Raw genomic sequence first — 14,470 nt, forward strand, 5'->3', positions numbered from 1 at the left:
CGCGCGCGGGGGGGCGCGGGGGCGCTCAGCCGACGGTGGCGGGCTCGACGGGCCGCGCGACGGAGGCCGGAGCGGAGCGCCGGGAGAGCCGGCGGACCTGCGGCTCCAGCAGGACGAGGGCGCTGAGCAGCAGGCAGAGCGCCGCACAGGCCCAGAGCGCGCCGGTCAGGCCCAGCCCGACCGCGGCCGGCCCGGCCAGCGCGGTGCCGACCGGGGCCAGCGAGAGCGAGCCCAGCTGGTCGTAGGCGGAGACCCGGGAGAACATCTCGGCGGGAATCTCCTGCTGCAGGGCGACCATCCAGTTGACGCCGAACACGGTGACCCCGGCGCCGGACAGGAACATCGCCGCGACGAGTACCGGCAGCGGCGCGGCCAGCGCGAGGGCCAGCGCCGGCAGGCCGAAGAGGAAGACGCCCCAGTTGCCGATCAGCAGGATCCGGCGGGGCTGCCAGCGGACCATCAGCAGGCCGGTCACCACCAGGCCGATCCCGTGCGCGGCGAGCGCCAGCCCCCAGTCGCCGGCGCCGCCCAGCCGCTGCTCGGCGACGATCGGCCCGTACACCGCGTCCACGGCGGTGATGCAGGCCATCAGCACGGCGAACTGGAGCACGATCACCCAGAGCCAGCGGCGGGAGGCGAACTCCTGCCAGCCCTCGCGCAGGTCGCGCAGCATGCCGCCGCCGGCCGCGGCGGGGGCGGCGGCCTCGGCCTCCAGGAAGAACCGCAGGGCGGCGGCGACCAGGAAGCAGCCGGCGTCCACCGCGAGTACCCAGCCGGGGCCGACGGCGGCGGTGAGGGCGCCGCCGAGCGCCATGCCGCCGATCTGCGCGGAGTTCAGCGCCAGCCGGAAGACCGAGAACGCCCGGCCGGCGTGCTCCGCGGCCACGCTCTGCATGATCATGCCCTCGGAGGCGGGGGCGTAGAAGGCGTGCCCGGCGCCGCCCGCCGCGGAGAGCAGCATCAGCTGCCAGAGCTGCGCCTGACCGGCCAGGACCAGCGCGGCCAGGACGGCCTGGGAGACGGCGCTGAACAGGTTGGCGGCGACCATGACGTGGTGGCGCGGCAGACGGTCGGCGAGGGCGCCGCCGATCATCAGCAGCAGGACGACCGGGACCAGCCGGGCGGCGGTGACGTAGCCGACCTCGGCGGTGGATCCGCCGCTCGCCATCACCGCGAAGGCGGTGGCGATCGGGGTTCCGGCGTTGCCGAGGCCGCTGACCACGGTGGCGGCGGTCTGGATGCGGAAGTTGCGGCCGGCCCAGGGGAAGCGGCGTCGGTGCGGGGGAGGGGGTTGGCTCTGCACCTGGTGACTATGCCGGGGGACGTGACAGCTGTCCACCGGGTTTCGGGCCTTACGGCGGGGGCCCAGGGGGCGTGCGGGCCTCACGGCGGGCGGCCGGGGCGCCACGTGCCTCACCGGCGGGCGTGCTCAGCCGAGGTGGCCCCGGAGGAAGCTGAGGGTGCGCCGCCAGGCCGTCCGGGCCTGGAGCGGGTCGTAGGAGCCGGGGCGGTTCTCGTCGTTCATGAAGGCGTGCCCGGCCGGATAGAAGTGGATCTCGGGCCGGACGTCGGTCGCCTCGCCGATCCGGATCGCCGCCTCGTCGACGGCAGCCATCGGGATCGACCGGTCGTGCTCGGCGTAGTGCCCCAGCACGTGGGCGGTGAGGCCCCGGTAGTCGAAGTCCGGATCGGGTGGCAGCCCGTAGAACGGCACCACGGCGGCCACCCGGTCGCCCTCGGCGGCGGCCAGCAGCAGGGCGAAGCCGCCGCCCATGCAGAACCCGACCACGCCGACCGCGTCGCCGACCACGCCGTCCAGGCCGAGCAGGTACCCGACCGCGCCGCGCAGGTCCACCACCGCCCGCTCGACCGGGAGTTCGCGCTTCAGCCGGGCCGCCTCGGCACTGTCGTGGGCGGTCGCGCCGCCGAACAGGTCGGGGGCGAGGACGGTGAACCCCTCGGCGGCGAAGCGGTCCGCCATCGCGGCCACGTGGGAGGTGAGCCCCCACCACTCCTGCACCACCACCAGGCCGGGGCCGACGCCCCGCTCGGGCCGGGCCAGATAGCCGTGGGCCTGGCGGCCGTTGCTCGGGAAGGTGACGTTCTGCCGGGAGCCGCCCTGCTCAGGCATGGCTTCCTCTCGGTGGGACGGGCCGCGCGGCGCGGCGAGGGCTGCTGGGGGCCGGCGCCGAGGGGGCGGCCGGGAGCGTGGTCGGCGCCGGCCCCCGCGCCGGCGCGGCGGATCAGCCCATCTCCTCCAGCGCCCGGCCCTTGGTCTCCTTGATGCAGAAGGCCACGAAGGGGATCGAGAGCAGGGCGAAGGCCGCGTAGATGACGTAGGTCGCCGACAGGTTCCAGTCCGCGAGGTCGGGGAAGCTGACGGTGATCGCCCAGTTGGCGATCCACTGGGCCGAGGCGGCGACCGAGAGGGCGAGTGCCCGGATCCGGTTGGGGAACATCTCGCCGAGCAGGACCCAGACCACCACGCCCCACGAGAAGGCGAAGCAGAACACGAAGACGTGCGCGGCGACCAGCGCGACGGTGGCGTAGGTGTCGTCCAGGGTGGCGGCGTCGCCGGTGCCGTGCCGGAAGGAGAAGGCCCAGGCGGCGGTGCCCAGCGCCAGCGCCATGCCGGCCGACCCGGCCAGCGCGAGCGGCTTGCGGCCGATCCGGTCGACCAGGGCCATGGCGACCACCGTGCCGACCACGTTGACGATCGAGGTGGAGAGGCTGATCAGCAGCGAGTTGGACTCGTTGATGCCGACGGACTGCCAGAGGAAGGACGAGTAGTAGAAGATCACGTTGATGCCGACGAACTGCTGGAACACCGAGGCGCCGATGCCGATCCAGACGATCGGCAGCAGCCCGAAGCGGCCGCCCAGCAGGTCCCTGGCCCGGGGCTTGTGGGCGGATTCCAGCACCGCGCGGATCTCGGTGACCCGGGCGTCGAGGTCGACCCCCTCGCCCTCCACCTCCAGCAGCACCTTGCGGGCCTGCGCCTCGCGGCGGTCGGCGATCAGGTAGCGCGGCGACTCCGGGATGGCCAGCGCCATCAGCCCGTAGACGAGGGCCGGGACGGTCTCGACGCCGAGCATCCACTGCCAGGCCTGGATGCCGCCCAGGTGACCGGTGGAGTCGCCGCCGGCGGCCTGGTTGAGGGCCCAGTTGGCGAGCTGGGAGACGGTGATGCCGAGCACGATCGCCATCTGCTGGAAGGACGCCAGCCGGCCGCGGTAGGCGGTGGGCGCGACCTCCGCGATGTAGGTCGGGGCGATCACCGAGGCGATGCCGATCGCGACGCCGCCGACCACCCGCCAGGTGGCCAGCACCTGGATGCTCGGCGGGAACATCGAGCCGATGCCGCTGATCGCGAACAGCGTGGCGGCCAGCAGCATGGTGCGGACCCGGCCGAACTGGTCGGCGAGCCGGCCGGCGATCACCGCCCCGCCGGCCGAGCCGAGCAGGGCGATGGCCACCACGAAGGCGGTCTCGCCGTTGCCGACCACGAAGTGCTTCTGGATGCCGGTCACCGCACCGTTGATCACCGCGCTGTCGTAGCCGAACAGGAAGCCGCCCATCGCGGCCGCCGCCGAGATGAAGACGACGTGTCCGAGATGCGCCTCGCCGGAGGCCGGACGGGATGTGGCTGTGGACACGCGCGCTCCCCGGGTGGACGGGCCCGCCGGCACAGCCGAGGGGGCAGGATTCGTCACACATTCGATCAGCGGCGTCCCGGCTTCGCCCGAAATCGAGCCGATCGGGTGACTTGGCGTCAGCGCTGCTACCCCGTGCGCCGCGCGTTACGCCTGAGGAGCTGGGTGCGGGCGGCGGCGTCCAGGCCCCGGTCGCGTTCGGCCAGCCGGTCGGCGACGGCCCGCTGCTCCGCCGCGCCCTTCTTGTCGTCGTACTTGAACTTGGCGCGCACCGTGCGGACCGTCAGCCGCAGCCCGCGCAGGCCTGACAGCAGCGGGCCGAAGGGCGCCTCGCCGGGGGCCACCCGGGTGTTTGGGGTCTCCGGCTGGAAGTGCGCCAGCTGCCGGTTGAGGATCGCCGCCTTGCCGGCCGCGTCCTCGACGATCTCGGCCGTGCAGAGGAACTGGACGGAGGCGTAGTAGCTGGTCGGCGTACCCGGCTCGCCGCGCCAGTGGCCGGGGGCGAAGGCGTAGTCGTCGGTGACCGCGAGGGTGACCTCGGGGTCGGCCCGGACGGCGGCGAACAGCGGGTTGGGCGCGGCGAGGTGCAGCAGGATCTCGCCCCGCTCGACGTCCAGCAGGAAGTGGGTGGGGACCAGGACGGGCCCCTGGCCGGGCAGGCCGTTGGCGGCGAGCAGGCCGAAGTCGCGGCCCTGGGCGAGCCAGGCCCGCCACTCGGCCTCGTCACCCCGGTCCCAGGACCTGATCAGCATGGGAGCCCCTCAGCGGGTGAAGTCGCGCAGGTGCGCGGGGAGCGGCACGGCGGTGGAGGCGTCCGGCACGGGGGCGCCGTACACCGTGGTCACCGGCACGACGCCGGCCCAGTACGGGAGGTCGAGGTCCGCCTCGTCGTCGTCGGCGTCGTCGGCGCGGGTCTTGGCCGAGACCTCGTCGAGGTCGAGCCGGACGACGGCGGTGGCGGCCAGCTCCTTGGCGTTGGCCGGGCGGACCTCGGCGGAGCGGCCGGGGACGGTCTGGTCGACCAGCGCGTCCAGCGCGACCGACAGCTCCACCGGGTCGGTGACCTGGTGGGCCGTGCCGTGGGCGACCACCGAGCGGAAGTTGATCGAGTGGTTGAACGCGGACTTGGTCAGCACCAGGGCGTCGACCAGGGTGACGGTGACGCAGACCGGCATGCCCTGGTCGCCCTTGGCGCCGCGCAGCGGCCGGCTGCCGGTGGAGCCGTGGACGTAGAGGCGGTCGCCGACCCGGGCGAAGATGGTCGGCAGCACGACGGGGGCGCCGTCGACGACGAAGCCGAGGTGGCAGAGGTAGGTGCTGTCGAGGATCGCGTGGATCGCGTCCCGCTCCCAGGTGGCGCGGTCCTTGTAGCGGGTGGGGGTGGTGCGCGGGGTGCGGGCGTAGGACGCGGTGCCGTCTGACATGACAACCTCTATGTACTAGTGCATAATCTCTTTTGTGCTAGGAGACTATCCGATCAAGGGACGGCGCGCCAGCGAGATCGCGGCCGACGTCGAGCAGGGCGTCAGCAGCGGGCGGCTCGCGCCAGGCACCGCACTGCCCCCGCTGCGCGACCTGGCCGCCGAACTCGGCGTCAACCCCAACACCGTCGCCGCCGCCTACCGGCTGCTCCGCGACCGGGGGGTGATCGAGACCGCCGGCCGCAAGGGCAGCCGGATCCGCCCGCGGCCGGCGCTCACTCCGCGCGACCAGATCCGGGTGCCCGTCCCGCCGGACGCCCGGGACCTCTCCAACGGCAACCCCGACCCGGCGCTGCTCCCCGACCTCACCCCGGCCCTCGCCGCCGCGGCCGAGGCCGCCCGCCGCGACCCGGTGCTCTACGGGCGCCCCTCCGCCGATCCGGGGCTCCTGGCCCTCGCCGGGGCGGGCTTCCGCGCCGACGGCCTGCCCGACGCGCCGATCGCCATCAACTCCGGCTCGCTCGACACCATCGAGCGGATCCTCGCCACCCGGCTGCGCCCCGGGGACGCCGTCGCCGTCGAGGACCCGGGGTGGGGGAGCCTGATGGACCTGCTACCCGCCCTCGGACTGCGGCCCGCTCCCGTCCGGCTGGACGACGAGGGGCCGCTGCCGGAGGCGCTCGCCGAGGCGCTGGCGGCCGGGGCCCGCGCGGTGGTCGTCACCAGCCGCGCGCAGAACCCGACCGGCGCGGTGGTCACCGCCGCCCGGGCGGCCGCGCTGCGGGCGGTGCTGGCGGGCCATCCCGGGGTGCTGCTGATCGAGGACGACCACGGCCACGGCATGGTCGACCAGCCCTTCCACTCGCTGGTCGGGGCCGGCTCCGAGCACTGGGTGGTGGTGCGCTCGGCGGCCAAGGCCTACGGGCCGGACCTGCGGCTCTCCTTCGCGGTCGGGGACGCCGACACCATCGGCCGGGTGCAGGGCCGTCAGCGGCTCGGGGCCGGCTGGGTCAGCCATCTGCTGCAGGGCACGGTCGCCGAGCTGTGGCGCACCGACGCGGCGCCGGCCGCGCGGGTGGCCGCCGCCTACCGGGCGCGCCGGGACGCCCTGCTGGGGGAGCTGGCCGCCCGTGGCATCGAGGCGCACGGCGCGAGCGGGCTGAACGTCTGGGTGCCCGTCCCGGACGAGACCGGCGCGCTCGCCGCGCTGGTGCAGCGCGGCTGGGTCGTGGCGCCGGGCGCGCGGTTCCGCCTGCGGTCCGCGCCGGGGCTGCGGATCACCGTCGCCCGGCTCGATCCGGCCGAGGCACGGCGGCTGGCCGACGACCTGGCGGCCGTGCTCGGAGCGGACGGTGCCGGTTCGCGACTCATCTGAACCGGTCGGTAACAGGCCGGGAATCCTGTGCACGACCGATCTGAACCGGTCGGTAACAGAGTGAGAAACCTGGTGCAGATACCTAGCGGTAACAAGCGCGAGCATGTCATCTTCATCGCGCCACCGGCCGGCGGCCCACCCTCACCTCCGCGTCTCCCCGCCCCCACCGTGCGGACGAGACCGACCGCAGGAGTTCCGCCGTGCCCGAAAACCGTTCGAGCATCACTCGCAGAACCACCCGCCTCACCCGGCGGCTGCTCGCCGCCGCCCTCGCCCTGCCGCTCGGCGCCGCCGGCCTGGTCGCCGGCGTCGCCGCACCGGCCGCGGCCGCCGGCGCGGTGCCGGCCGGGCCCACCGCCAGCGTCACCCTGGGGGACAGCTACATCTCCGGCGAGGCCGGCCGCTGGAAGGGCAACTCGGTTGTCACCGGCGGAAGCCGGTCCGGTACCGACCGGGCCTGGACCGGCAGCGCCTACGACCCGAGCGGGGTCTACGGCGCGACGTATGCCAGCGGGTGCGACCGCTCGGACGTCGCCGAGGTGCGCAGCGCCCCGACCGTGACCCAGACCCAGCTGAACCTGGCCTGCTCGGGGGCCGTCGCCGCCAACGTCTTCCGGGCCGCGAACGGCGGCCAGTCGTTCAAGGGCGAGGCGCCGCAGGCCGACCAGCTCGCCTCCGTGGCGCGGCAGTACAACGTCAAGCTGATCACGCTCTCGATCGGCGGGAACGACCTCGGCTTCGCCGACGTGATCCAGAGCTGCGTCACGGACTACCTCGTCTGGTACTCCTACTGCCACGACGACCAGCAGGGCGAGATCGACTCCCGGATGCCCGGCGCGATGGCGGGGGTCGGCAAGGCGCTGGACGAGATCCGGACCGTGATGGCCGGTGCGGGCTACGCGACCGGGGACTACCGGGTCGTGCTGCAGTCCTACCCCTCGCCGATCCCGCGCGGCGCCGAGATGCGCTACCCGGAGAGCGGCTGGAGCCGGTCCGACACCGGCGGCTGTCCGTTCTGGAACGGCGACGCGGACTGGGCCCGGGACTCGCTGGTGCCGCAGATCTCGCGGGCGCTGGCCGGGGTCGCCGCGGCGAAGGGGGCGCAGTTCCTGGACCTGGCGGACATGCTGCAGGGGCGCGAGGTCTGCTCCAAGGCCACCAAGCAGGCGAGTTCGACCAGCGCGCCGTCCGCCACCACGAGTGAGTGGGCGCGGTTCGTCGACGGCGGGCTCAGCGCCTCGCAGGGCACGATCCAGGAGTCGATGCACCCGAACTACTACGGCCAGCAGGCCCTCGGGCAGTGCCTGACCCTGCTGTACGCGCGGCCGACCGGCAACTACGGCTGCCGCAACACGGCCGGCAAGGACGCGAGCGGGATGTACCTCACCGCGCGGTAGCGCGCGGCGCGGCCGGTCCCCGTCCCCGGGCCCGAGTGGGCGGGAACGGGGACCGGCCGCGGCGGGTCAGCCCTTGGCGAGCAGCGCCTCGGCGTGCGCGCGCACCTGATCCTTCGTCAGATAGGCGTCGGTGTACTCGAAGTCCCGCAGCCGGGCGGGCTGGCGGGCCAGGAAGCCGGTCCGGACGAAGTCGTCGCCGGCGGTGGCGTTGAGCAGCCAGTTGGCGCCGACCCGGAACTTCGCCGCGTTGGTGCGCATCGCCATCAGGTGGTAGCCGCGGGCGACCACCTGGGCGGGGACGCCGCGCAGTTCGACGCCGACCGGCTTGGAGACCGCGTCCTTGCCGCCGAGGTCCACCACCAGGCCCAGGTCCTTGTGGTAGTAGGGCTCCAGCGGCTGGTTGCGCAGCGCGGCGATCACGTTGTTGGCCACCGCCCGGCCCTGGCGGGCGGAGTGCTGGGCGGTGGGCGGGCAGACCGCGCCGTCGCCCTTCGCGAGGTCCGGGACGGCGGCGGCGTCGCCGAGTGCGAAGACGCCCTCGAACTGCGGCACCCTCATCTCCGCGGTGACCGCGATCCGGCCGCGGACCGTCTCGGCGTCCAGGGTGCCGATCAGCGGGCTGGCCGCGACGCCGGCCGTCCAGATCAGCGTCCGGCAGGGGAGCACCCGGCCGTCGGTGAACTTGACCGACTCGGCGCCGACTTCGGCCACCGAGACGCCCAGCGAGACCTCGATGCCGCGCTCGCGCAGCACCTCCAGGGCGGCGACGCCGAGGGCGTCGCCGAGCTCCGGCATCAGCTTCGGGGCGATGTCGATCAGGTGCCACTTGATCTGCCGGGCGTCCAGCCGCGGGTAGCGCCGGGCGGCCGCGGTGGTCAGCCGCTGGAGGCAGGCGGCGGTCTCGGTGCCCGCGTAGCCGCCGCCGACCACCACGAACTGGAGCCGGGACTCGCGCTCCCGCTGGTCCAGGGTGGCGGAGGCGAGGTCGAGTTGGGCGATGACGTGGTCGCGGACGTAGGTCGCCTCGGCGAGCGTCTTCATGCCGCGCGCGTAGTCGGTCAGGCCCGGGATGTCGAAGGTGCGGGTCACGCTGCCGGGCGCGAGCACCAGGTAGTCGTACTTCTGCGCGACCACCTCGTCGGTGATCTTGCGGACCACGCAGACCTTGGAACGCGGGTCGACGCCGATCGCGCCGCCGGGGACGATGTGGGTGCGGCGCAGCGTCCGGCGGAGCGAGACCGCGACCGACTGCGGGGTCAGCACCCCGGCCGCCACGTGCGGGAGCAGCGGCAGATAGAGCTGATAGCTGAACGGCGTGACCAGCGAGATCTCCGCCTCCGAGGGCGTGAGCTTGCGTTCGAGCCGGCGAGCGCACTCCAGTCCGGCGAAGCCACCGCCCACGATCAGGATCCGAGCTCGTTCCATCGTTCATCCCTTACAGTGCAGTTCGTACCGTGCAAGGTCCCCACTACTCTGAGCCACACTCGCACGGCGGAGCGGGCGCTGCCACCGGACGGCGCGGATGGCGCAGGCCCGCGCCGGGCGGGGACGGCACGCGGCGCCCAGTCCGCGCATATGCCCGATAGGCTGTCCGGCGTGCTCCCCGAGGTGACGGCGGTCCGTTATGTGACGCCACTGCGAGAAGGCGGCTCGATGCCGGGCCTGGTCGAGGCCGACGACCGGCGGCTGTACGCCCTGAAATGGGTCGGCGCCGCGCAGGGCCGCAAAGCGCTGGTGGCGGAGGTGCTGGCCGGTGAGCTGGGCCGCCGGCTCGGGCTGCCGGTACCGGAGTTGGTCACCGTGGACCTCGACCCGGTGCTGGCCCGCAGCGAGCCGGACCCGCAGATCCAGGACCAGATGCGGGCCAGTGGCGGCCGCAACCTCGGGATGGCCTTCGTCAGTGGGGCGCTCAACTTCGACCCGCTCTGCTTCGAGGTGGACGCCGGGCTGGCCGGGCAGGTGCTCTGGTTCGACGCCTTGATCGGCAACGTCGACCGCTCGTGGCGCAACCCCAACCTGCTGGTGGCCACCGGCGGGCTGCGGCTGATCGACCACGGCGCCAGCCTGATCTTCCATCACCACTGGGCGGGCGCGGCCGGCTGGATCCGCCGCCCGTACGACGCCTCCGACCACGCGCTGTTGCGCGCGGAGCCCGATCTGGTGGCCGCGGACAAGGCGCTCGCGCCGCTCGCCGAGGCGGCGGTGGAGGCGGCGGTGGCGCAGATCCCGGACGTCTGGCTGGCGGACGAGCCGGGCTTCGACTCGCCCGAGGCGGTGCGCGCCGCGTACCGCTCCCAGCTGACCGGGCGACTGGCCGGTCCGCGTGACTGGCTGCCGGAGGTCTCCGCATGAGCGAGTCCGTGACGCCGGCCCCGCCGGCCGTCGAGCTGCACGACTACGAGTACGCGGTGATCCGGGCGGTGCCCCGGGTCGAGCGCGGCGAGTGCGTCAACGTCGGGGTGCTGCTGTACTGCCGGCAGAGCGCGCACCTGGGCGCCCGTACCCATCTGGACCAGGCCCGGCTGCTGGCGCTCGACCCGGTGGCGGACGTCGCCGGGGTGCGGCGGGCGTTGCACGGGATCGAGGCGGTCTGCGCGGGCGGGCCCGCGGCCGGTCCGGCGGCGGGCGACAGTCCGGGGCAGCGGTTTCGCTGGTTGACGGCGCCGCGCAGCGCCGTCGTCCAGCCGGGACCGGTGCACACCGGGCTGACCGGTGACCCGGAGGCCGAGCTGCGGCGGCTCTTCGACCAGCTGGTGCTCTGAGGGCGACCGGTCGGGTGCCCGGGGGCCGTCCGGGGGCCCTTCCGGGGCCGAGCGGTTGACCTGCGGACTTTTGCCCCGGTCAAAGCTTGAGTTGGTGAAGCACTCGGTCGTACGCTGGCCCCATGGGTTCGACAGCGACGACGACCGTACCGACCAACGCCGAGTTGATGGAGGCGTTGGCCGCCGTCGGCGCCGCCTACTTCCAGGATTTCGCGGGAGCCGCGGCCCGGCACGGTCTCTCCTCCTCCCAGGCGAAGGCGCTCGGTGCGGTGCAGGAGCCGGTGCCGATGCGCGCGCTGGCCGGCCGGCTGGGCTGCGACGCCTCCAACGTGACGGGGATCGTCGACCGGCTGGAGTCGCTCGGCCTGGCCAACCGCGAGGCGGCGGCCGGTGACCGGCGGGTCAAGATCGTGGTGATCACCGAGCAGGGCCGCGAGATCCTCGGGCTGATCCGCGGCGAGATGAGCCGTACCCACCACGCCTTCGAGGCGATGACGGACGAGCAGCGGATCTCGCTGCACTCGATCTGCGCGCAGGTGCTGCCGGTCCTCGCCGGGCGCTCGCCCGGCACGATGTAGCGGTTCGGCGGTTCGGCGGCACAGCGGCACAGCGGCACAGCGGCACAACGGCACGGCAGCGCAGCGGTACGGCGATCGGCCGGGGCGGGCGCGGGAGGCGGCAGCGCCCGGTCCGCCGCCGCTCGCGCTGACCTCGGCTGTTAGGCTTGCGAAGCGTGAGCGCGAAGCCCCAGATCCCCAATGTCCTGGCCTCCCGGTACGCCTCGGCGACCCTGGCCCAGCTGTGGTCCCCCGAGCACAAGGTGGTCCTTGAGCGCCACCTGTGGCTCGCCGTCCTGAAGGCCCAGCAGGACCTCGGCGTGGAGGTGCCCGCGGGCGCCGTCGCCGACTACGAGCGGGTGATCGACCAGGTCGACCTCGGTTCGATCGCCGCCCGCGAGCGGGTCACCCGGCACGACGTGAAGGCGCGGATCGAGGAGTTCAGCGACCTCGCCGGCCACGAGCAGATCCACAAGGGCATGACCTCCCGGGACCTGACCGAGAACGTCGAGCAGCTGCAGATCCGCCAGTCGCTGGAGCACGTCCGCGACCGCACGGTCGCCGTGCTGGTCCGCCTGGGCCGGCTCGCCGCCCAGCACTCCGAGCTGGTCATGGCCGGCCGGTCGCACAACGTCGCCGCGCAGGCCACCACCCTGGGCAAGCGCTTCGCGACCGTCGCCGACGAGGTGCTGGTCGCCTTCCGCCGGCTGGAGGAGCTGATCGCCCGCTACCCGCTGCGCGGGATCAAGGGCCCGGTCGGCACCGCCCAGGACATGCTGGACCTGCTCGGCGGCGACACCGACAAGCTCGCCGAGCTGGAGCGCCGGGTGGCCGGTCACCTCGGCTTCGACCACGTGCTGACCAGCGTCGGCCAGGTCTACCCGCGCTCGCTGGACTTCGAGGTGCTCACCGCCCTCGTCCAGCTCTCGGCCGGGCCGTCCAGCCTGGCCAAGACGATCCGCCTGATGGCCGGCCACGAGCTGGTCACCGAGGGGTTCAAGGAGGGCCAGGTCGGCTCCTCCGCGATGCCGCACAAGATGAACACCCGCTCCTGCGAGCGCGTCAACGGCCTGGCCGTCATCCTGCGCGGGTACGCCTCGATGACCGCCGAGCTGGGCGGCGACCAGTGGAACGAGGGCGACGTCTCCTGCTCGGTGGTCCGCCGGGTCGCGCTGCCGGACGCCTTCTTCGCCTTCGACGGCCTGCTGGAGACCTTCCTGACCGTCCTCGACGAGTTCGGCGCCTTCCCCGCCGTGATCGAGGCCGAGCTGGACCGCTACCTGCCGTTCCTGGCCACCACCAAGGTGCTGATGGGCGCGGTGCGGGCGGGCGTCGGCCGGGAGACCGGACACGAGGTCATCAAGGAGCACGCCGTCGCCTCGGCGCTGGCGATGCGGGCCGGCGCGCGGGAGAACGAGCTGCTGGACCGGCTGGCGGCGGACGCGCGGATCCCGCTGGACCGGGCCGGGCTGGACGCGCTGCTGGCCGACCGGCTCTCCTTCACCGGCGCGGCCGGTGCCCAGGTCGCCGAGGTGGTCCGCCAGGTCGAGGCCGTCGCGGCCGCCTACCCCGAGGCCGCCAAGTACGGCCCGGGTGACATCCTCTGACGTTGCCTCAGGCCTTCGTGGGCCCCGCCGCCGATCCGGTGGCGGGGCCTTCGCCGTGTCCGGCGGCGGCATGGCCCGGATCCAGCGGAGGGGCGGTGCCGCAGGCGTAGGTGCAGTCCGGCTCGGCGACCGGGTGGTCCTCGGGGGCCAGCACATTGCCCCGGACGGTGGTGAACGCCGTCACCGCGCCGGTGACCAGCAGCCCGGCGCAGATCAGCATCGCGGTCCGGAAGGCGGAGTCCACCGCGGCCGGCACCCGGTAGGCCTCGCCGCTGAGCCCGGCCAGCGCCGGCAGGGCGGCCACCGCGAGCAGCCCGGCCGCGCGGGCGGCGGCGTTGTTGACGCCGCTGGCGATCCCGGCATGCCGGACCTCCACCGCCGCGAGCACCGTCGCGGTCAGCGGCGCGACCAGCAGGACCATCCCGCAGCCCATCACGGTGGCGGCCGGCAGCACGTCCGTCCAGTACGAGGCGTCGGAGCCGATCCGCAGCATCAGCAGGACCCCCGTCGCGCAGAGCAGCGGCCCCACGGTGAGCGGGAGGCGCGGGCCGATCCGCTTGCCGAGCCGGCCGGCCCGGGCGGACAGCGTGAGCATCAGCACGGTGATCGGCAGCAGGGCGAGCCCGGAGACCAGTGGGGAGAAGCCGGAGACGATCTGCAGCTGGACGACCAGGAGGAAGAAGACGCCGCTGAACGCCGCGTAGACGCAGAGGGTGACCAGGTTCACCGCGGTGAACAGGCGGGAGGAGAAGAGGCCGAGCGGCAGCATCGGCTCCGGGACGCGGCGTTCGACCACCACGAAGGCCGTGCCCAGCAGCAGGCCGGCCGCGCCGGACACCCACACCACGGCCGAGAGCCCGTCGCCCGCCGCGGTCAGCGCGTAGGTGACCGAGCCCAGCGCGAGCGCGGCCAGCGCCGCGCCGAGGACGTCGAACCGGCCGGTCGCGCTCTCGTCCCGGCTCTCCGGGACGTGCCGGGAGGCCACCGCGACCACCAGGGCGGCGAGCGGGACGTTCAACAGGAAGATCCACCGCCAGCCGGGGCCGTCCACCAGCCAGCCGCCGAGGAACGGGCCGATCGCGGCGGACACCCCGCCGAGGCCGGACCAGAGGCCGACCGCCGCCGAGCGGTCGTCAGGGTGGAACACCGCCTGGAGCATCGCCAGCGAGCCGGGGGTGAGCAGCGCCCCGCCGACGCCCTGCACCGCGCGGGCGGCGACCAGCACCTCGATGGTGGGGGCCGCGGCGCAGGCCGCCGAGGCGGCGGCGAACCAGAGCACGCCGATCAGGAAGACGCGGCGCCGGCCGTAGCGGTCACCGAGCGCGCCGCCGAGCAGGATCAGGCCGGCCAGGGTGAGCAGATAGGCGTTGAGCGTCCATTGCAGGGCGGCGAGCGGAGCGCCGAGATCGGTGCCGATCCGGGGCAGTGCGACGTTGACGACGGTGCCGTCGAGCATCGCCATGCTGGAGCCGAGCACCGTCGCCAGTAGTACCCAGCGGCCCTGCGCGGTGCCCAGGCGCAGGGTGCCGGCCTCGGAGGTGGCCACCGCCTGATCCTGCGCTCCGGGACGCGACGTGACAAGGGTCACCGGGGGTGTGTCGGCGGATGGCTTTCCGTAGGTGATCGCATGCGTACGGACACCGAAATCGGCGGAGCGTCGTGGATCAGTGGCACGCGGTGAATCGATTGTGCACATAC

13 protein-coding genes are annotated in these 14,470 nt (G+C 73.9%); 6 read left to right on the forward strand and 7 right to left on the reverse strand.

The window, feature by feature from the left end; translation table 11 throughout:
* Positions 1 to 25: 25 nt before the first annotated feature.
* The 5 genes from ABZ495_RS14275 to ABZ495_RS14295 form a co-directional block, all read right to left on the reverse strand.
* Positions 26 to 1,303 carry an MFS transporter gene (locus ABZ495_RS14275; RefSeq protein WP_359835931.1) on the reverse strand — a complete coding sequence of 426 codons (1,278 nt, stop codon included), beginning with the start codon at positions 1,301 to 1,303 and terminating at the stop codon, positions 26 to 28.
* Positions 1,304 to 1,429: 126 nt separating this feature from the next.
* On the reverse strand, positions 1,430 to 2,131 hold the full coding sequence (locus ABZ495_RS14280; RefSeq protein WP_329490886.1) for an alpha/beta fold hydrolase: 702 nt from the start codon (positions 2,129 to 2,131) through the stop codon (positions 1,430 to 1,432).
* Between the two features lie 112 nt (positions 2,132 to 2,243).
* Positions 2,244 to 3,656: a sugar porter family MFS transporter gene (locus tag ABZ495_RS14285; RefSeq protein ID WP_359835933.1), complete on the reverse strand. Its 1,413-nt coding sequence runs from the start codon at positions 3,654 to 3,656 to the stop codon at positions 2,244 to 2,246.
* 125 nt (positions 3,657 to 3,781) lie between these two features.
* The gene (locus tag ABZ495_RS14290; RefSeq protein ID WP_359806363.1) at positions 3,782 to 4,405 is read right to left on the reverse strand and encodes an FMN-binding negative transcriptional regulator; all 624 of its coding nucleotides are present in this window, start codon (positions 4,403 to 4,405) and stop codon (positions 3,782 to 3,784) included.
* Positions 4,406 to 4,414: 9 nt separating this feature from the next.
* Positions 4,415 to 5,077, reverse strand: coding sequence for a pyridoxamine 5'-phosphate oxidase family protein (locus ABZ495_RS14295; RefSeq protein ID WP_329490889.1), 663 nt, complete (start codon positions 5,075 to 5,077; stop codon positions 4,415 to 4,417).
* Between the two features lie 34 nt (positions 5,078 to 5,111).
* On the opposite strand from ABZ495_RS14295, the gene ABZ495_RS14300 reads away from it, so the two are divergent.
* Together ABZ495_RS14300 and ABZ495_RS14305 are read left to right on the forward strand one after the other, a co-directional pair.
* Positions 5,112 to 6,449, forward strand: a complete 1,338-nt coding sequence (locus ABZ495_RS14300) for an aminotransferase class I/II-fold pyridoxal phosphate-dependent enzyme (RefSeq protein WP_359835935.1) — start codon at positions 5,112 to 5,114, stop codon at positions 6,447 to 6,449.
* Between the two features lie 200 nt (positions 6,450 to 6,649).
* Positions 6,650 to 7,846, forward strand: a complete 1,197-nt coding sequence (locus ABZ495_RS14305) for a GDSL-type esterase/lipase family protein (RefSeq protein WP_359835937.1) — start codon at positions 6,650 to 6,652, stop codon at positions 7,844 to 7,846.
* A 66-nt stretch (positions 7,847 to 7,912) separates the two neighbouring features.
* On the opposite strand, the gene ABZ495_RS14310 is transcribed toward ABZ495_RS14305, so the two are convergent.
* Positions 7,913 to 9,271 carry an NAD(P)/FAD-dependent oxidoreductase gene (locus ABZ495_RS14310; protein ID WP_359806357.1) on the reverse strand — a complete coding sequence of 453 codons (1,359 nt, stop codon included), beginning with the start codon at positions 9,269 to 9,271 and terminating at the stop codon, positions 7,913 to 7,915.
* A gap of 171 nt (positions 9,272 to 9,442) precedes the next feature.
* Here ABZ495_RS14310 and ABZ495_RS14315 point away from each other — a divergent pair, with 171 nt between their 5' ends.
* From ABZ495_RS14315 to purB, 4 genes are all read left to right on the forward strand, one after another.
* Positions 9,443 to 10,198 (forward strand): HipA family kinase, encoded by a 756-nt coding sequence (locus tag ABZ495_RS14315; RefSeq protein WP_359806355.1) that lies wholly within the window; start codon positions 9,443 to 9,445, stop codon positions 10,196 to 10,198.
* Entirely contained in the window at positions 10,195 to 10,608 is a 414-nt protein-coding gene (locus tag ABZ495_RS14320; RefSeq protein WP_359806352.1) for a DUF3037 domain-containing protein, read from the forward strand. The genes ABZ495_RS14315 and ABZ495_RS14320 overlap by 4 nt, the downstream gene beginning before the upstream one ends.
* Positions 10,609 to 10,730: 122 nt before the next feature.
* Positions 10,731 to 11,186 carry a MarR family transcriptional regulator gene (locus ABZ495_RS14325; protein ID WP_359835939.1) on the forward strand — a complete coding sequence of 152 codons (456 nt, stop codon included), beginning with the start codon at positions 10,731 to 10,733 and terminating at the stop codon, positions 11,184 to 11,186.
* A gap of 155 nt (positions 11,187 to 11,341) precedes the next feature.
* Positions 11,342 to 12,772, forward strand: a complete 1,431-nt coding sequence (gene purB, locus ABZ495_RS14330) for an adenylosuccinate lyase (protein WP_359835941.1) — start codon at positions 11,342 to 11,344, stop codon at positions 12,770 to 12,772.
* Positions 12,773 to 12,779: 7 nt separating this feature from the next.
* On the opposite strand, the gene ABZ495_RS14335 is transcribed toward purB, so the two are convergent.
* Positions 12,780 to 14,318 carry an MFS transporter gene (locus tag ABZ495_RS14335; RefSeq protein ID WP_359835943.1) on the reverse strand — a complete coding sequence of 513 codons (1,539 nt, stop codon included), beginning with the start codon at positions 14,316 to 14,318 and terminating at the stop codon, positions 12,780 to 12,782.
* Positions 14,319 to 14,470 lie beyond the last annotated feature (152 nt).

Source organism: Kitasatospora sp. NPDC005748 (assembly GCF_040630735.1).
Taxonomy (GTDB): domain Bacteria; phylum Actinomycetota; class Actinomycetes; order Streptomycetales; family Streptomycetaceae; genus Kitasatospora.